The 18329-nt window shown below is 65.6% G+C and carries 16 protein-coding genes and 1 pseudogene; 11 read left to right on the top strand and 6 right to left on the bottom strand.

Annotated features, from left to right (window positions below):
- Positions 1-382: 382 nt before the first annotated feature.
- Positions 383-1597: a sensor histidine kinase gene (locus ACZYZ4_RS16505; RefSeq protein ID WP_463862599.1), complete on the top strand. Its 1215-nt coding sequence runs from the start codon at positions 383-385 to the stop codon at positions 1595-1597.
- Between the two features lie 664 nt (positions 1598-2261).
- On the opposite strand, the pseudogene ACZYZ4_RS16500 reads toward ACZYZ4_RS16505, so the two are convergent.
- Both ACZYZ4_RS16500 and ACZYZ4_RS16495 read right to left on the bottom strand, forming a co-directional pair.
- Positions 2262-2381 (bottom strand): annotated as a pseudogene (locus ACZYZ4_RS16500) (molybdenum cofactor biosysynthesis protein); the annotation flags it as partial.
- A gap of 52 nt (positions 2382-2433) precedes the next feature.
- Positions 2434-3174 carry a copper homeostasis protein CutC gene (locus tag ACZYZ4_RS16495; protein ID WP_463862597.1) on the bottom strand — a complete coding sequence of 247 codons (741 nt, stop codon included), beginning with the start codon at positions 3172-3174 and terminating at the stop codon, positions 2434-2436.
- A 118-nt stretch (positions 3175-3292) separates the two neighbouring features.
- Between ACZYZ4_RS16495 and ACZYZ4_RS16490 the strand changes: the two genes are divergently transcribed.
- The 4 genes from ACZYZ4_RS16490 (at position 3293) to ACZYZ4_RS16475 (ending at position 5810) form a co-directional block, all read left to right on the top strand.
- Entirely contained in the window at positions 3293-4441 is a 1149-nt protein-coding gene (locus tag ACZYZ4_RS16490; RefSeq protein WP_463862596.1) for an ROK family protein, read from the top strand.
- A gap of 28 nt (positions 4442-4469) precedes the next feature.
- Positions 4470-4883: an ROK family protein gene (locus ACZYZ4_RS16485; RefSeq protein WP_463862594.1), complete on the top strand. Its 414-nt coding sequence runs from the start codon at positions 4470-4472 to the stop codon at positions 4881-4883.
- A 44-nt stretch (positions 4884-4927) separates the two neighbouring features.
- Positions 4928-5413, top strand: coding sequence for an ROK family protein (locus ACZYZ4_RS16480; protein ID WP_463862592.1), 486 nt, complete (start codon positions 4928-4930; stop codon positions 5411-5413).
- Positions 5414-5489: 76 nt separating this feature from the next.
- Entirely contained in the window at positions 5490-5810 is a 321-nt protein-coding gene (locus ACZYZ4_RS16475) for a GntT/GntP/DsdX family permease (protein WP_463862629.1), read from the top strand.
- 130 nt (positions 5811-5940) lie between these two features.
- On the opposite strand, the gene hxlA is transcribed toward ACZYZ4_RS16475, so the two are convergent.
- Both hxlA and hxlB read right to left on the bottom strand, forming a co-directional pair.
- A complete protein-coding gene (gene hxlA / locus ACZYZ4_RS16470; protein ID WP_463862591.1) occupies positions 5941-6564 on the bottom strand; it encodes a 3-hexulose-6-phosphate synthase in 624 nt (207 codons plus the stop codon).
- 65 nt (positions 6565-6629) lie between these two features.
- Positions 6630-7232: a 6-phospho-3-hexuloisomerase gene (gene hxlB / locus ACZYZ4_RS16465; protein WP_463862589.1), complete on the bottom strand. Its 603-nt coding sequence runs from the start codon at positions 7230-7232 to the stop codon at positions 6630-6632.
- Between the two features lie 134 nt (positions 7233-7366).
- Here hxlB and ACZYZ4_RS16460 point away from each other — a divergent pair, with 134 nt between their 5' ends.
- A complete protein-coding gene (locus ACZYZ4_RS16460; protein WP_463862587.1) occupies positions 7367-8635 on the top strand; it encodes a helix-turn-helix transcriptional regulator in 1269 nt (422 codons plus the stop codon).
- 135 nt (positions 8636-8770) lie between these two features.
- Complete coding sequence (locus ACZYZ4_RS16455; protein WP_463862586.1) at positions 8771-9583, top strand: IclR family transcriptional regulator; 813 nt, start codon at positions 8771-8773, stop codon at positions 9581-9583.
- A gap of 49 nt (positions 9584-9632) precedes the next feature.
- On the opposite strand, the gene ACZYZ4_RS16450 is transcribed toward ACZYZ4_RS16455, so the two are convergent.
- Positions 9633-10769 (bottom strand): aromatic ring-hydroxylating oxygenase subunit alpha, encoded by a 1137-nt coding sequence (locus tag ACZYZ4_RS16450; protein WP_463862585.1) that lies wholly within the window; start codon positions 10767-10769, stop codon positions 9633-9635.
- An 89-nt stretch (positions 10770-10858) separates the two neighbouring features.
- Positions 10859-12088 (bottom strand): NAD(P)/FAD-dependent oxidoreductase, encoded by a 1230-nt coding sequence (locus ACZYZ4_RS16445; RefSeq protein WP_463862584.1) that lies wholly within the window; start codon positions 12086-12088, stop codon positions 10859-10861.
- A 249-nt stretch (positions 12089-12337) separates the two neighbouring features.
- Between ACZYZ4_RS16445 and ACZYZ4_RS16440 the strand changes: the two genes are divergently transcribed.
- From ACZYZ4_RS16440 to ACZYZ4_RS16425, 4 genes are all read left to right on the top strand, one after another.
- Positions 12338-12688 (top strand): bifunctional 3-phenylpropionate/cinnamic acid dioxygenase ferredoxin subunit, encoded by a 351-nt coding sequence (locus ACZYZ4_RS16440; protein ID WP_463862583.1) that lies wholly within the window; start codon positions 12338-12340, stop codon positions 12686-12688.
- A 146-nt stretch (positions 12689-12834) separates the two neighbouring features.
- Positions 12835-14688 (top strand): BCCT family transporter, encoded by a 1854-nt coding sequence (locus ACZYZ4_RS16435; RefSeq protein WP_463862627.1) that lies wholly within the window; start codon positions 12835-12837, stop codon positions 14686-14688.
- A 9-nt stretch (positions 14689-14697) separates the two neighbouring features.
- Entirely contained in the window at positions 14698-15687 is a 990-nt protein-coding gene (gene purU, locus ACZYZ4_RS16430) for a formyltetrahydrofolate deformylase (RefSeq protein ID WP_463862582.1), read from the top strand.
- Between the two features lie 21 nt (positions 15688-15708).
- Complete coding sequence (locus ACZYZ4_RS16425) at positions 15709-18216, top strand: GcvT family protein (protein ID WP_463862580.1); 2508 nt, start codon at positions 15709-15711, stop codon at positions 18214-18216.
- Positions 18217-18329: the final 113 nt, after the last annotated feature.

Here is an 18329-nt window from a genome sequence, read left to right as displayed (position 1 = left end):
CTACGCCTAGTCGAGTTGAGCGGAGAGGCCCCTGGCCTTACAAGGCGCCGGCTATCGGCCCTGTTGGAGCTTGGGCGCCGGGGGCTCCTGGACAGAGCCACCATTCTGCTGTCGATTCCCAGCCAATTCCAAGGTTCAAGAACGAATAATGGACCGAAGCTTCGGTCAACCGCTATTTGACCGGAGCTTCGCCAATTGAGCGGCTCCGTCGGGCCGTCTGCATCTGCCTGACAGGCTCGAAGGTACGCCTCCGCCGTAACGAAAATGAACAAACGCTGGGGTCATGCACCGATCTGCCATGATGGGGCATGCGTGATCACTCTGTAGAGCGACAGGACAAGACCCAAGTTGCGGCCGCTTCCAGGCTCACAGGTCCACAGTCATGACGGTAAATGAACTGGTACGGGACGCAGTTCTGGCAGAAACCGGACTTCCAATCCCTGGGCCGGACCTGGAGTTAGCTGCCCCGATTGCATCGGAACGGCTACAGAATCTGGTCGAGCTGGCCCGAACGGTATGTGGGCAGCCGGTGACGGCGATCAACATCATCACCGAGGACCTGCAGTACCAGGTGGCAACCGCCGGCATGGAGCCGCATATGTGCGCCCGCGAAGACTCGATGTGCGCCGTCGGCTTCCTCAGCGGCGCCCCGACGGTTCTCGAAGATGCCTCGCTCGACCCTCGGTACAACACCAACCCCTATGTTGACGGCCGCAGGAGCAGCATCAGGTTTTACGCCTCCATACCGCTTGTCACCGAGGACGGATTTGTCCTGGGCACATTATGCGCTGGCGCCCATGAAACGGGACGGCTCAGTGACGAACAGATCCGGGGTTTGGAAATCCTGGCAGCCCAAGTCGTTGACGTCCTGCACCTCGAACACCGTTCCCGGCAACTGGCCAAAGCTCTGGCCGAGTCCCAGCGCAGCAACCGCCTTCTCGCGGAGTTCGCAGGGCGGATCAGCCACGACCTGCGCAACCCGCTGACCTCCATCATCGGGTACGCGGAACTATGCGAAATGGACATCGAAGCAGGCCTCGACGGACCGATGTCAGAGTACTTGAGGATTGTCGGCAATACGGGACGAAGAATGCTGTCCATGGTCGAGGACGTCCTCGCCTTCGCAACAATCGGCGGAGACCTCCACCCGAAGCAGGTCTTCCTGGCGGAGCTGGTCAAGGACGTGATGGAGGATTTGGCAGCCGCCCTGGATGAATCCGGCGCGTCTGTCGACTGCGGCGACCTGACATTCACCGCGGACCCCGTCCAGACGCGGGTACTGCTCCAGAACCTGATCCACAACGCCATGGCCTACAGCCGCCCGGGCGTCCCGCCGGTCATTCACATCACCGGTCACCGCGGCGAGGACGGCGCAGTCCTACGCGTGATCGATAACGGTAAAGGCATCGCTTTAGCTGACCGTGAGCGCATCCTGGATCCCCTCGTGCGCCTCCACCGTGAGGGCGACCCTCCGGGATCCGGGCTGGGTCTGGCAACTTGTTCACGCATCGCTGCAGCAGCCGGCGGAAGGATCGAGATCGGCCCTGTCCCCGGCGCAGGAACCATAGTGGCCGTCCACCTCGGACCGCTCAGCTGACACCAGCAGGCGGAGCATGTCTTGCGATTTCTTCTGCGGAGCTCAATATGACGGTCTTGCCGATGCCTCTGGCCAACTTCGATGTTGGGGATGCGTCTCGGAGCGTTCGCCCCTGGAGGAGGCCATACTCGAATTCGGCCAACATCCGGCGCGTCCGATCAGGTCCGGCGGCGTGGCTCCGGCCGTAGGTTTGTGGGTTCCGTACGGGGCCAGCCAGCCTACCAACACTCGTCAGGGTCGAGGCGTGCATCCGACTTCTCAGGGGCAGTTACTCACGATGTGGGAGCGTTGCGTTTCATCTGATGGTTTCACGTAGCCTGATTTTTATCCCACCCGCGGTGGATTGTGGCGATTCGGGCAGAGCCGGCATGTATCTGACGCGGTGCGGGGACTGTGCAAACCCCAACATCCGGCACTGAATCAAACCCTTGGAAGAAGCTACTTTGCATAATATTATCGGCACATGAAAAAGCGCCGGGGAGCGTCGGAATGTGGCTGCTCTAAGCAAACAGTAGGTGTCTTTGAGCCATTTCGCCGCTCTCTTTGAATCCGCTCCACGCCCTCGCACGACCCGTAACGTCGATCACCAGCAGTTCACCGTTGCCATCGATGGCGGCTTTTAGATCATCACGAACGGCGGCGGCGGTTAGCGGTGTGTTGACCCCTGGTCGGCGTCTGTGGCGGGGACGTCGGCCGCCCCTTCGCGTGCGCGGCTGAAGTGAACGTGCGCCGGTGACACGAGCAGATGAAGGACTTCTACGTCGTACCTGTAGCTTGCCGTCATGCCCTAAGGCTATCCACCATCGCGATGACCGGTGCACTTGCCCGGCTCGACTTCAGCCGCACGCCACACGGGCCGCCCGCACCACCGCCGCGTCCGTCACGTAGTACGCCATTGGATCGGTTCCATTCCAGGCGCCCAGTGAGAAAGCGCGGGGTGCTGTGGGGGACGCTTTCTGCTTAGCGGACAGGTGCACGGCGTCCGTCCCGGAACGCTTTACGGCCGGAATGTCGGCAGTCCTTAGCCCTCCGCCGGCCATCACCTGAAGGCGTCCGGCAGACCGCCGGGCCATCCGCGCGAGCATGTCCAAGCCTTCGTGCACTGACGCGGACTGGCCGGAGCTCAGTACCCGGGTGAAGCCGAGGTCCACCAGTACGTCCACGGCTGCCACTGCATCAGGGGTCTGATCGATGGCGCGGTGGAACGTAAGCTGCGCCATCGGGTTTGAGTTCCGCGCGGACTCAGCGAGGCGGCGCGTGGCGGGAATATCCAGTTCCCCGCCGGGCCTCAGTGCCCCGATCACCACCCCGTGTGCCCCCTGAATCAGCAGGCTGCGGATCTCGCGCTCCATGGTGTCCAGCTCAGCGGGGGAGTAGCTGAAATCTCCGGGCCGGCAGCGGATGAGCGGATGAATCTCCAGCCTGCCGTCAACCTGTTCCGCGGCCGCCTCCATCAGGCCCTGGGACGGCGTGATGCCGCCGAGCTCCAGGCTGCTGCACAGCTCGATCCGGTCTGCACCCTCAGCGGCGGCAATCCCCGCACCCTCGGCACTGACCACGGCAATTTCAAGTTTCACGGAAAGCTCCTGTGGTAAGGGCGGTCAGCCGGTCCGGCCCACCCGGTCAGAATCGAGTCCGAGTATGAGGCCAAAGAAACCATTGCTTATTGATTGTTAGTATAGTTTACTAACAATCATGAACGAATCTCCAGGTGTTCGCACAGCCGGCTCGGCTAGTGGCATCCTTCCCTCCGATGGCCGCGCACGCAACCTTTCCCTGGTGCGCCAGACCCTGCACTCCTTCGGCCCCATGAGCCGTGCGGATCTTTCACGGGCTCTCGGTCTGACCCGCGTGACCGTTTCGGACCTCGTCGCCGATCTGATGGAACGCGGCCACGTGGTGGAGCTGGGCCAGTCCGAGAAGGGCCGCCCGGGCAAACCGGCCGTCCTGGTGGACCTCAACCGCCGCGGGCTGCAGATCATCGGTATGGACCTGGCGGGAAACGGCGTACTGCGCGCCGCCGTGCTGGACCTTGACGGCAACATCGTGGACCGGCTCGAACGTTCCATCGGACCGGAAACTGGCGACGCCGTGGTCAGCCAGGTCCTCCGGCTCGCCGCCGACGCCGTGGAGCTGGCCACCGCCACGCTTCTGGGCATCGGCATCGGAACCCCGGGCATCGTCAACCCTGATGGCGTCGTAGTCGAGGCCTCCAACCTGGGCTGGAAGAACGTGCGGCTCCGGGACCTGCTGCAGCAGCACACTGGCCTGCCGGTGCTGGTGTCCAACGACGCCGACGCCGCCGTTCACGCGGAGTACACCTTCGGGGACGGCAGTGACGACATGATCCTGGTGAAGATCGGCCGCGGCATCGGCTCCGGGCTGATCGTGGGTGGCCGGCGTGTCCGGGGCGCCCACTCCGGCGCAGGCGAGATTGGCCACGTCACTGTCGGCACCGACGGCGGGGCCATGTGCAACTGCGGAAAGACCGGCTGCCTGGAAACCTGGATGTCCGTCCCCAACCTGGAGCGGAAGATGGCCGAAGCGGCCGCAAGCCCCGAACCGGAGGCTGCAGCCGACGCTTTGTTCCGTGAAGCGGGCGAACGGCTCGCCGTCGCACTGGCACCGGTAGTCGGCGCCCTCGACCTCTCGGAGGTAATCCTGAGCGGACCGCCGCACCTTCTGGACGGGCAGCTGCTCGAGTCTGTCGAGGCGACCTTGCTCTCACGGCTGCTGAAGCAGGACCCGGCGCCGGTGTCCGTCCGGCTGGCGGACGATGCCCCCGACATCGTCCTGCGGGGAACCTCCGTGCTGGTGCTCTGGAACCAGTTGGGCGTTGCGTGATGGGACCGATACTGACCGGACCCGCGTCATGAGGCTCGGACTGGATATCGGCGGAACCAAAACAGCCGCCGTGATACTGCACGACGACGGCTCGCTGGCGGCCCTTCGCACCGCACCTTTTGGCTACGGCGGGGACCAAGTGGTCCAGGTGGCCGCAGCCCTGGCCGGGGACGCCATGGCCGAGGCCGGCCTCGGACGGCTGGACTCCATAGGGGCGTGCATGCCCGGTCTGGTGGATCCGTCCACTGGAGTGGTCCGCCACGCCGTGAATCTGGGCGTGGAAACCCTCAACCTGGCGGGTGAGCTGGAGGAATTGCTCGGATCTCCTGTCGCCGTCGAGAACGATGTGAAGGCCGCAGCCCTTGGAGCCCACGGCGCCCTCACGGCCCGAACTGCCCATCGACCGGTGGTTCCGGTCGGGATGAGACCCTCGCGTGCCTGAACCTCGGCACCGGCCTGGCCGCCGGCGTCGTCCGGAACGGCAGGGTGCTGCGCGGACCGGACGGCATGCTGGGCGAAATCGGCCACCTGCCGGTAGGTGGGGACACCACCTGCGTCTGCGGCCAGGTGGGTTGCCTGGAATCCCTCGCGTCCGGGTCTGCGCTCGCCCGGATGTGGACTCCGCCGCCGGGCGGCGGACGGGATCCCTTCGCGGCAGCGCTCGCCGGCGACGAACAGGCCCGCTCAGCGGCTGCGGTGCTGTGCCGCGGCGTCGCCCTGGCGATCCAGGTCCTCGTGCTGTCCACGGGCGCCGACCGCATCATCATCGGCGGAGACCTCGCCGCCTTGGGCCCGTCCCTGCTGAATGGCATCCGGGCCGAACTCAAACACCGTGCCGAGAAGTCCCAGTTTCTCGAGTCCCTTGGGCTCCCAGGTCGCTTTGAGCTGCTCCCGTCGGACATTCCGCTGGCCGCGCTGGGCGCCGCGGCGCTGTCGCGGCAGATAAAAACCCCTCACGATGCCCTCACCTGAACGTCCTGGCTGTCGGAATGCCTGGCCGCCCTCGCACTGACATCCTGCGCCCCGCCCACCTCGGACAACGCTTCCCCTGATTCTCTCGGCCTACGTGATTGCCTGCGGCATGCGCATCGCTCAGGGTTCGGCTACCGTAGCCATCGTGACCACGGGCGGCATCCGGGCCCCTGTCCTCATAACCGGTGACTACTCGCAGCCGCAGCTGGCGCTGATCGCGATCGCCGCCTCCTCCGGATCCATCACCGCCAGCCACGTTAACGACGGCGGCTTCTGGATCATCGCCAAGTACTACAACATGTCAGTCAAGGACACGCTCAAGACCTGGACCGTCGTGGAAACCGTGCTCTCCGTGGTCGGATTCGGCATGGCAGCACTGATCTACCAGTTCGTCTAAACACCGTAGATATGAGCCGAAGCTTCATTAAAATCTATGCTGGTGCGCCGCAACCAAATCGGCGGTCCCCACCAAGGAGGGGACCGCCGTCGGACGTTTCTGGCGCCTGGCCGGCGCCGGCCCACTCCAGCTAGATGATTGCGGCCCGCAGCTCCTTGGCCGCGAGGGCGGGATCGTCTGCGCTGTAGATGGAGCCGCCGACAACGGCGACATCCGCGCCGGCGCGCTGCACGGCTTCAATGGTGGAGATATTCACTCCGCCAGCCACGGAGAACGGCACCCGGGCCTCCTCCCCGGCGCTAAGCAGGACGTTCAGGTTGTAGCCCGGTTTGGCCTGCTCGTCCAGGCCGGCGTGGAACTCGACGAACTTGGCGCCGAGTGCGCGGGCTTCCTTGGCGCGGGTCACTTTGTCCGCAACGCCGATCAGGTCCACCACCACACCCTTGTTGTGGGCCTTTGCTGCCTTGACCGCGCCGGCGATGGTGGAGTCGTCGGCGCCGCCGAGGACGGACACCAGGTCTGCGCCCGCGCTGAAGGCGATGTCGGCTTCGAGTTCGCCGGCGTCCATGGTCTTCAGGTCGGCGAAGACGATCTTATCCGGATGGGCGGTCTTGATGGCGGTCACGGCGGACAGGCCGGCGTTTTTCACCAGGGGCGTTCCGAGTTCGATGATGTCAACGTATTCGGCAACCTTGCCGGCGAGGTCGAGGGCGGCCTCGATGGTCAGGACGTCCATGGCGACTTGGAGTTTCATGTGGTTTCTCTTTCGGGTTGGGGGAGCGGTCTTGCTGAAAACAGGGTGGGGATGGCGCGGCTTGGTTATTCGAGGTTCGCGTGGCGCTGCCAGAGGTCCTCCGGCGATGCCGCATCCTCGTCCCAAAGGCTTTGGAACACCGCTTCGGTGGTGGTGAACAGCACCTGCTCGAAGAGGCTGCCCGAATACTGCCGTGACACGGCGGAGGCGTGGTCAGTCTTTTGGGCGGCGGGGATAAGTACGACGGCGGCAGCAACGGCCGCGAGTGGGGAACCGGGGCTGGTGGTGTAGGCAGCCACCCGGGCTCCTTGGGCGGCCGCGGTTTCCGCAGCCTTGACGACGCCGGCGGTGGTGCCGGAGCCGGAGGCTGCGAGCAGCAGGTCGCCGGCGCGGATGGCGGGTGCCGTGGTCTCGCCGACGACGTGCACTGTCAGCCCGAGGTGCATGAGCCGCATGGCCGCCATTTTCAGGACAAGGCCGCTGCGTCCGGCGCCGGTCACGAAGATCCTGTCGGTCAGCCTGAGTTCGGTTACGAGGGCTGCGACCTGCGACGGGTCAACGCGCTCGAACACCGCGTTGATCTCGTTCTGGACCAGAGTCCGGTTCCGGTCAAAGGCCTTGGACGTTCCGGCCAGGGCGGCCGGATCGGTTTCTGCGACGACGCTCATGGACGTTACCTCCTTGACGAATGTTGTGACTTATTCATCCTGACCCGTCCTTTGGGCTGGGCCAACGCCATACTTGGGCGGTCTTGCCTACCAAAACGGGTAGGCAGGCCGGGCAGCGCCCGTAAACTGGGCTGGTGGAAACGTCCAATACAGACTTGCTCGAAGCCATCGCCGCCCTGACTACCGCTCCGCTGGCCACCATTGCGCAGCGGCTGCGGGAGGCCACCCTGCCCTATCTCGGCAGCAGCGCCCTGGTCATCTTCACTGAGGACTGCACGGGACGGCCCCAGAAGAAGGCCGGTGATGAAGCCATCATCAGCCGTGTGTCCATCGCCGAGCTGGACCACATCCGGGCTTCCCTGTCTGGTGCAAGCGAGCCTTGGCAGGATGAAGCAACGCTCGGCGGCGAGCCGCGCCCGGTCCTTGCCTTGACTTCGCCGAGCAAAGCGCTGCTGGTCCTCGCCGATCCGCAACCCCTGCCGGATCCGGCAGGCCACGCCGAGGCAGAACGGATGCTCCGCTACCTCTGGACGCTGGCGGCCGAGCGCATCCGGGAAAAGGTGGCCGATGCGCCGCCGTCGTACCTCATCGAATCCCGCGCGGCGTCGGCCGAGCGCGTCAGGGTGACCGCCGAACTGGTGGACCAACACTCCACCACCCTCGAAACCCTGCTCGCCGCGCTGAGGTCGCCCGCGCTGAGTGACGACGCGGCGCGGAAGTCCGCCACCGACGTCGCGGCCAAGGCCCTGGTGGGACTCCGCACGCTCAACGACCGCACCACGGAACTGGTGGAGGAGCCGGTCACAACCGCGTTCCAGCGCCTCCGCGAGGACCTGAAACCGCTGATGAACTTCAGTGGCATCGACGTCCAGTTCATCGAACCTCCCGTCAACGGCCGCGCCCTGCCCGGCGAGGTGGCCCACGCGGCCAGGGCGATCGTCCGCGGCCTGGTCCTGGCAATGGTGGACCAGGCCGGGGTCCGACGCATCCGCACACAATGGGACTGCGACGGCGAGAACCTCTTGGTCAACGTCCGCGACGACGGCCCCGGCGAACTGTCCTCGACGGCACCCGCCATGGCCCGCCTCGCCCAGCGCGTCGAAGCACTGGACGGCAGCATGTCGGTGGATGTGATGCCCGGCTGGGGTGCCGACGTCGCCGTCTCCCTCCCGCTCGACCCGCCGGTGAGGCAACTGGCCGACGTCTCCGACTGGAAGCTCGGGGACCGCGAACTGGAGGTCCTCCAGCTGCTGGCCGCCGGCCAGCGCAACCGGGCCATCGCCGCCAAACTCCACATCAGCGAAAACACGGTGAAGTTCCACCTCCGCAACATCTATCGGAAGGTGGGTGCCTCGTCCCGTACCGAAGCCATCGCGATGGCCCACAGCAACGGGCTGCGGTGATCCAGCCGCGCACCGCAATGCCGGCTCCGATGCGTGTGGCGGCATAGGATCGAAAGCGTCGAACTAACCGAGAGGACGCTCTAAGCGGCCTTCGTGTCGGGCAAGCAAGCCGCACACTACTTGAGAGTATGGATCATGGCTTCGAACAATGACCGCGAATCAGAGGTTGATGCGGACGCAGGCCAGCACGGCGGTGTCCAGTCCGTGGACCGGGCCCTCGCGGTCCTGGAGATCCTGGCGCGGGACGGCCACGCCGGCGTGAGCGACATCGCCGAAGAGATGGGCATCCACAAGTCCACCGTCTCCCGGCTGTTGGGTTCGTTGGTGAGCCGGGAAATGGTCCACCAGAACAGCGAGCGGGGGAAGTATCAGCTGGGCTTCGGCATCCTCCGGCTGGCAAGCTCCATCCCCGGGCGGCTCAGCCTGGTCCGCGAAGCCCGGCCGGTGCTGGAAAGTCTGGCGGAGGAATTCAAGGAGACGGTGAACCTCGCGGTCCTGCGCTCCAACTACGCCGTCAACGTGGACCAGGCCATGGGCCCGTCAACGCTGGCCACCTATGACTGGGTGGGCAGCCTGACACCCCTGCACGCGACGTCGAGCGGGAAAGTCCTGCTAGCGGCGCTGCCCGCGGACGAGCGGGACTGGGTCCTGAAGGAGGCCGGCCTTCCGGCCCGGACCCCGCGGACCATCACCAACCGGAACAAGCTCGAAACCCAGCTGCTCGACGTCGCCCGCGACGGTTACGGTGTGGTGCGCGAGGAGTTCGAAATCGGGCTCAACTCGATGGCCGTGCCCGTGTACAACCATCTGGCTGCCGTGATCGGAGCGGTCAGCATCTCCGGTCCGGCCTTCCGCTTTGATCCCGAAAAGGAGCCCGGACTCCTCGAGGCGCTGAAACAGGCAGGCCTGCAGATCAGTTCCAAGATGGGCTACACCGGGACTCGGTGATCGGGCCTGTCGAGATCCAGGTCTCGACAAGCCCGACCACCGGGTTCGCTCAGACGCGCGGGGCGACGTCGCCGACCTTCTCCTGTACCCAGTCGTGGAAGGCGCCGATGTGGTGCTCGCTGGGCACCAGCACCCCGCCCTTGGCGTAGACTTTCGAGCCCATGGCCGGCTGGCAGCGCTCGCAGGCGTCGAAGTCCTGCTGGTTCACGCGGTGAAACAGCTCCACGGAAGCACTGACGTCCTTGCCGCTCTCCACGACGCTGGGCACATACAGCCAGTCGCATTCCACGATGGTGTGGTCCGCGGCCATGGGGAACATGCGGTGGATGATCACGTGGTCCGGGACCAGGTTCACGAACACTGTGGGCTTGATGGTGATGGCGTAGTAACGGCGGTCCTGGTCGTCCTCGATTCCCGGAATCAGGTCGAACCCTTCGGAGCCGTCCACGGTGAAGCCCTTGATGTCCGCACCGAACTCCGCGCCGTGCCCCACGAAGTACTGCGCGGCCAGACCGTCTGCGAACTCCGGCAGGACCTCCGTCAGTTCCGGGTGGATGGTGGCGCAGTGGTAGCACTCCATGAAGTTCTCAATGATGAGCTTCCAGTTCGCCTTCACGTCGTAGCGGATGCGGCGGCCGAGGCTGAGGTTGGCCACGTCGTAGCCCTCGATCGCCTTCAAATCGCCGAGCCGCTCCTCGATGGCACCCATCACGTCCTCTTCGAACGACGGCGGCTCGTCCGCCAGGCACACCCACACGTAGCCCAGGTATTCGCGGATGTGGACCTTCACCAGACCGTACTCGTCGCGGTCGATATCCGGCATCTTGGTCAGGTTGGGCGCCGCGATGAGCTTGCCCTCGAAATCGTAGGTCCAGGCGTGGTACGGGCACTGGAACGAGCGCGCAGCTTCACCCTGCTCCTCCATGCACAGCTTGACGCCCCGGTGCCGGCAGACGTTGTAGAAGGCGCGGATCCCGCCCTTGCGTGTGCGGCTGATCAGCACGCTCTCCCGCCCGATCTGGACCGTCCGCCAGGCGCCCGGCTTGTCCAGGTCGGCCGAGCGGATGGCACAGAACCACATCTGCTCGAAGATCCGCTCCTGCTCGGCACGGAACACGCCCTCATCCACATACGTATAGCCGGGAAGAGTGGGGATCAGACTCGGGGCACTTACCTCAACAGACAATTTGTCCTCCTAACGAACAAAAATCAACTAACAACAAAGGCCATAACGAAGGGACGGGGTTTCAGGTTTGGAGCGTCGGAACAGGGATTTCAGGACACGACGGCGGCCCCCACGAGTCCGGGAACGTCCAGCCGGACGGGTGCTGCCACACCGGGTGCCGCGGCCGGCGCCGCGAGGCTCCGTCGCCACTTGGTAAACAGCCGCGGCTGGTTCATGCCGAGGACCGCCACTGCCACATCGCCGCGGTAGTAGACGGCGAGGCAGCTGTGCGCGTGGACGTCGCCTACTTCGATCTCCACGCGGTCGTAGCCGGCGGAATGGCCGGCGAACTGCAGCTTGACGCCGTACTGGTCGGACCAGAAATAGTGCGGCTTGGCCGGCCTCGGCGCGGCGTCTGCGTCCAGGAGTGCCTCGACGGCGACGGCGGCCCGCTCCAGGGCGCCGGTCCAGTGTTCCATCCGCCGGTGCGTGCCCGCTGCCTGGTCGAACCAGGCGGCGCAGTCACCCACGGCCACGATTCCCGGCGCGCCGGTGCGCCCCATGGCGTCGCACACCACCCCGCCGCGCAGCTCCAGGCCGGAGCCCTCCAGCCACCCGATGTTGGGCTCGGCTCCAATGCCAACCACCACGACGTCGGCGGCCACGTAGCGTCCGCCGGCCAGCCGGATTCCGGTGACATTGCCTTCGCCGCTGTAGAAGTCCTCGATCACGGCAGAGGAAATGAGCTCCACCCCGTTGGCGGCGTGGAGTCCGGCAACCACGCCGCCCATCTCCGTTCCGAGCTGCGCGGCGAACGGCACCGACTTGGTATCGATCATGGTCACTTCCATGCCCCGCGACGCGGCAGCGGCGGCAACTTCGGCCCCGATGAAGCCGGCACCGATCACGGCCATCCTGCTTCCGGGCACCAGCTCAGGGGCAAGGCTCTGCGCGTCCGCGAGGGTACGGAGGGTAAAGACATTGCTCAGACCGGCCAGGGTGGGCAGCCGTCGCGCCCTTGCTCCGGTCGCGATGACGATGCCGTCGGCCTGTATGGTGCGGCCGTCCTTAAGGAGGATCGTCCGGGACGATGCATCCAGGGACACGGCCTCAGCATCCAGCACCCATTCAGCCGTCAGCTCATCGGCGTCGGTTTCCAGGAAGAGGTCCTCTACCGTGATCGCGCCGAGCAGGAAGTCCTTGGACAGCGGCGGGCGGTCGTACGGCCGGTGGGGTTCATCGCCGATGATGACCAGCCGTCCGGTAAAGCCTTGGGCGCGGGCCGCCCGGGCGGCGGAAAGACCCGCCAGGGAGGCTCCGATAATCGCAAGCGTCTGCATCAATACGGCCTCTTTCAATTGCTTCTTACGCAACAACAATCGCTATATGCAACAGCGTGATCTATGCCACGGTCGCTGTCAAGGGTGGAAAGTCGGGAAGTCGGGAGGCCGCAACAGAAGGGAAAACCCTTGACAAGTGGTGTGAGCTACCGCACTCTGTTGCTTATGGCGATTGCTGTTGTTCACTACGGAACTTAGCGGCCATCGCGGCAGACACAAGGGTCCCCGAAGAAAACAAGAGGTCCACCCATGCACAAGGCATGCCCGCTCAGTGAACTGGCTCCCGGGGAAGCGCTGCGGCTTAATACGTCGCCGCCCATCGCCGTCTTCCATACCGAGGAAGGCGAGCTCTTTGCCATCGACGACACGTGCACCCACCAGGACGCCTCGCTGGCGGACGGCTGGGTGGAGGACTGCTGGGTGGAATGCCCGCTGCACGCCTCAAGGTTCAACCTGCGCACGGGAAGCGTCGACGCACCGCCGGCCAAGCTGCCGGTGCGCTCCCACGAAGTAACAGTGATCGACGGCGACATCATGATCACCGAATCCACGGAGGTCCCCAACCTTCCCCCAGGCCTGACAGTGAACGGCCACGTCTAGCACCAGCCCATGCATCCGAACAAAAGGACTTGCTCATGGCTTTGAACAGCGACACCCGCGCGGTCAGCGAAATCCGCATCGGCACAGACGCCCTTCCGATAACCGGCCACGATCAGCTCGCGGAGGCCGAGGACACCGAACAAATAATGCAGGAACTCCGCCAGAACCGGTCCGAACAGGCCGTGGCGCAACGGCGGAACCGTAGGCTCACCCTCGACAAAACCACCTTCGGCATCACCGGAGCCCTCGCCCTGGCGTTCGTGGCCTGGGGCTTCCTCGGCCGGGACAGCCTGTCCGCCGCCTCAACACTCGCCCTCAACTGGGTCATGGAGTACACGGGCTGGCTCTTTATGGTCCTGGCCTCGTTGTTTGTGGTCTTTGTCCTCTGGCTGGCGCTCGGTAAATGGGGCAACATCCCGCTGGGCAAGGACGGGGAAAAGCCCGAGTTCAGGACGGTCTCATGGGTGTCCATGATGTTTGCCGCGGGCATGGGCATCGGCCTCATGTTCTACGGCGTGGCCGAGCCGCTTTACCACTACATCTCTCCGCCGCCCGGAACCGTGGACGGGAGGACGCCCGCGGCCATCCAGACAGCCATGGCCACCTCCATCTTCCACTGGACCCTGCACCCGTGGGCCATGTACGCCGTCGTGGGCATCGCGATGGCCTACGGCACCTACCGTCTGGGCCGCAAGCAACTGATCTCCGCGGCGTTCACGTCGCTGTTCGGCATCAGAACGGTCGAAGGGCCGGTGGGGAAGTTCATCAACATCCTCGCCATCTTCGCCACGCTCTTCGGCACGGCAGCTTCCCTCGGCCTCGGTGCCCTCCAGATCGGCAGCGGACTGACATCCAACGGCTGGGTCGGCGAAATCGGCACGCCCGTGCTGGTGGCCATCGTCGCCATCCTGACGGCCTGTTTCGTGGCCTCGGCGGTGTCCGGCATCAGCCGCGGTATCCAGTGGCTGTCCAACATCAACATGGTTTTGGCCGTGCTTCTGGCGCTCATCGTCTTCATCGCCGGGCCCACCCTGTTCATCCTCAACCTCATCCCTGCCGCCGTGGGCGACTACGCCCGGGACCTTGCGGAGATGGCATCCCGCACCGAGGCCGTCGGCGACGAGGCCCTGCGCACGTGGATGTCCGGCTGGACCATCTTCTACTGGGCGTGGTGGGTGTCATGGACACCTTTCGTGGGCATGTTCATCGCCCGAATCAGCCGGGGCCGCACCATCCGCCAGTTCGTCACCGGCGTCCTGCTGGTCCCCAGCATCGTCAGCGTCCTCTGGTTCGCGATCTTCGGCGGAACTGCCTTCCACGTCCAGCAGGAAGCCGACAAGGCAAACCAGCCCGGCCTGGTAACCATGACCGACGGAACACCGTCCATATCCTTCGACGGCGCCCTCTTCGACCTGGTGAAGAACCTGTCCATGCCCGCCTGGGTGACCGCAGCCGTCGTCGTCCTCGCCATGGTCCTGGTGGCGATCTTCTTCGTGACGGGGGCAGACTCGGCCTCCCTGATCATGTCGTCGCTGAGCTCAAACGGGTCCGCGGCACCGAATCGCGGGCTTGTCATCTTCTGGGGCCTCCTCACCGGTGCGGTGGCTGCCGTGATGCTGCTGGCCGGCGGCGACCAGCCCTCGGAAGCGCTGTCCGGCCTGCAGCGCATCACCATTGTGGCGGCCCTGCCGTTCGTGCTGGTCATGCTGCTCCTGTGCTTTGCCCTCGTCAAGGATTTGCGCCGGGACCCGCTGTCACTCCGACGGCGGCTGGCGACTTCCGTCGTCGAACGCGCCATCCGCGACGGCGTGGACCAGCACGGCGGAGTCCAGTTCGACCTCGTAACCAGGCATGAGTGCAGCGGACGCTGTTCAGCCGACGTCCGCTGCCCCGGCGACGCCACGAACGGCGATGACGCGAACGGTCACCCCGCGGACGGCGATGCCCCAGACAGCCATTCCGCAACCGACGGCTCCACCAAGCCCACGCCGGCACTTTAGGAGACAATCGTGACCACCATCATTGAAAGCCGCCCCCCGCGCAGCGTCACGGTCGTCGCGGGTGACGCGACGGCCGCCGCCAAAACCCGTCCCGCCGAATTTGTCCTCACCCTGTCCTGCCCCGAACAGCCCGGCATCGTCCGGGCCGTGGCCGCCTTCCTGGCCGACCGCGGCTTCGACATCGTGGAGCACCAGCAGTTCGACGACCATGTCAGCGGCAACCTGTACCTGCGCACGGCGTTCACCGGCGGTTCCGGCGCCGGTGACCGGGCCCGCCCGGATCCGTGTTTGGGCGGGCTCGGTTTCGGCAAGCTCAACCACCGGGATGTGGAGAGCCTCACCGCGGAGTTCGCGCCGACGGCCAACGAATTCGGCATGGACTTCAGCATCCACGACGGCCGGCCGCAGCGGCTGCTGGTGATGGTCTCGAAGTTCGGGCACTGCCTCAATGACCTGATTTTCCGCTGGCAGGCGGGCAGCCTGGGTGCGGAGATCGCCGTCGTGGTTTCCAACCACGAGGACCTGCGCGCCATGGCCGAAGCCGCCGGCCTGCCCTTCATCCATGTGCCGGTGACCGCCGGCACCAAGCCCGAGGCCGAGGCCCGGCTACTGGAACTCGTGGCCGAGTACAACGCGGACCTGGTGGTCCTGGCCCGCTACATGCAGGTGCTGTCCAACGGCCTGTGCACCAGCCTGCGCGGCCGGGCCATCAACATCCACCACTCGTTCCTGCCCGGCTTCAAAGGCGCCAAGCCGTACCACCAGGCCTATGACCGCGGCGTGAAGCTTGTCGGGGCAACGGCGCACTACGTGACGCCGGACCTCGACGAAGGCCCGATCATCGAGCAGGAGGTCTTCCGGGTGGACCACAGCCTGGATGCGGATGCCCTGGTGACCGTTGGCCGGGACGCCGAATCCCAGGCCCTGTCCCGGGCAGTCAAATGGCATTGCCAGCACCGCGTCCTGCTCAACAACACCCGCACCGTCGTATTCCGTTAACGCGAACCAGGAGAACCACTTATGAGCGCATCACCACGCGTTGTCATCATCGGCGCCGGCATCGTCGGCACCAACCTCGCGGACGAACTCGCCAGCCGCGGCTGGAACAACATCACGGTTGTCGAACAGGGTCCGCTGGAGCTGGCCGGCGGTTCCACCTCGCATGCCCCCGGCCTCGTCTTCCAGACCAACCCGTCCAAAACCATGACCGAATTCGCCAGCTACACGGTGGACAAGCTGCTCTCCCTCAGCACCGACGGAGTGTCCTGCTTCAACCAGGTGGGCGGGCTTGAGCTGGCCACCACCGAGGCGCGGCTGGAGGACCTCAAACGCAAGCTCGGCTACGCCACCTCCTGGGGCATCGAAGGCCGGATCATCGACCCCGACGAGTGCGAGAAGCACTACCCGCTGCTGAACACCGGCACGCTTGCCGACGGGCGCCGCGTCCTGGGCGGCCTTTACGTCCCCACCGACGGCCTGGCCCTCGCGGCCCGCGCGGTCCGGCTGCTGATCAGCCGGGCACGCCAGGCCGGCGTGACCTTCCTCGGCTCCACCGCCGTGACCGGGATCGAACAGGCGGGCGGCAAGGTCACCGGCGTCGAAACGGCCGACGGCGTGATCCCGGCCGACATCGTGGTGTCCTGCGCCGGCTTCTGGGGCCGCGAACTCGGCAAGCTGGTGGGACTGAAGGTCCCGCTGCTGCCGCTGGCGCACCAGTACGTCAAGACCACCCCGCTAAACGAGCTGCGCGGCGTCAACGAGCTGCCCAACGGGGCCAGCAAGCCCATCCTGCGTTACCAGGACCGCGACCTGTACTTCCGCGAGCACGGTAACCGGATCGGCATCGGCAGCTACGCACACAAGCCGATGCCTGTGGACATGGAACAGCTGCCCCGCGTCGGCGCGGAGGAGATGTCGGATCACCACATGCCTTCCCGCCTGGCCTTCACGCTGGAAGATTTCGCCCCAACCTGGGAGGACTGCCAGGACCTGCTTCCGGCCCTGCACGCAACCCGGATCAATGACGGCTTCAACGGCATTTTCTCCTTCACTCCCGACGGCGGACCGCTCATGGGCGAGTCGCCCGACGTCGGGGGCTTCTTTGTTGCCGAGGCAGTGTGGGTCACCCACTCGGCCGGCGTGGCCAGGGCGATGGCCGAGTTGCTAATCGAGGGCCAGTCCCGCACCGACCTGCACGGCTGCGAGCTGAACCGCTTCGAGAAGGTCCAGACCAGCGACCAGTACGTCAGCGAAACGTCACAGCAGAACTTCGTGGAAATCTACGACATCCTGCACCCGCTGCAGCCCAAGGATTCCCCGCGCGACCTGCGCGTCAGCCCGTTCAACGTCCGGCAGAAAGAACTCGGGGCATTCTTCCTGGAGTCCGCCGGCTGGGAGCGCCCGCACTGGTTTGAGGCCAACCGCGGCCTACTCGAAGAGCTGCCGGCCGAGTGGCGCGCGCCGGAGCGGGACGAGTGGGCGGCGATGTTCCATTCCCCCATCTCGGCGGCCGAAGCGTGGAGGACGCGCACCGCCGTCGGGCTCTACGACATGACGCCGCTCAAGCGGCTGGAGGTTAACGGCCCGGGCGCTCAGGCGCTGCTGCACCGCCTGAGCACCGGCAATATCGCCAAGAAGCCCGGCGCCGTCACCTACTGCCTGCTGCTGGAGCACGACGGCGGCATCCGCAGCGACGTGACGGTGGCGCGCCTGGCGGAGGAACAGTTCCAGCTGGGGGTAAACAGCAACGTGGACTTCGACTACCTGCGCGTTGAGGCCAGGAAGCAGTCGGCCGCGGATCCCGCCCAGTGGGTGCACGTCTCCGACATCACCGGCAGCACGTGCTGCATCGGGCTGTGGGGGCCGCTGGCACGCGAGGTGATCGGGAAGGTCAGCGGGGACGATCTCAGCAACGACGGGCTGAAGTACTTCCGGACCAAGGAAATTTCCGTGGGCGGCATCCCCGTCACGGCCATGCGGCTCTCCTATGTGGGTGAGCTTGGCTGGGAGCTTTACACCACTGCCGAGTACGGTCTGAGGCTCTGGGACCTGCTGTTTGAAGCCGGGCGGGAGCACGGCATCATCGCGGCCGGGCGCGGTGCCTTCAACAGCATGCGGCTCGAAAAGGGTTACCGGCTCTGGGGCACGGACATGACCTCGCAGCACCACCCCTACGAGTCCGGTCTCGGCTTCTCGATCGCCAAGGATAAGGAAGGTTTCGTGGGCTGGGAGGCGCTGGCCGCCCGCAAGGAGCAGCCTGTCACCCGGGCACTGCGGTGCCTCACTATCGACGACGGCACGTCCGTGGTCCTGGGCAAGGAACCCGTGTACGTCAACGGCGAAGCTGCTGGGTACGTCACGAGCGCTGCCTACGGCTACTCGGTGCGCAAACCGATCGCGTACGCCTGGCTGCCGGCGTCGGTTTCCGAGGGCGACGCCGTCGAGATCGAGTACTTCGGGAAGCGCATCGCCGCAACCGTCACGGCCGAGCCGCTCTTCGATCCCGGCATGGAGCGCCTGCGCGGCTAACAACCGCTAGAACCACGCGACGGCCCCGATATGCGGCCCAAGCGGCCCGCCTCCCACGATCCGACGACTGTGGGAGGCGGGCCGTTGGTGTTCCGTTGGTTCTTTGGCTGCAC

Source organism: Pseudarthrobacter adonitolis (assembly GCF_055412845.1).
This window is presented reverse-complemented; position numbering and strand designations above follow the sequence as displayed.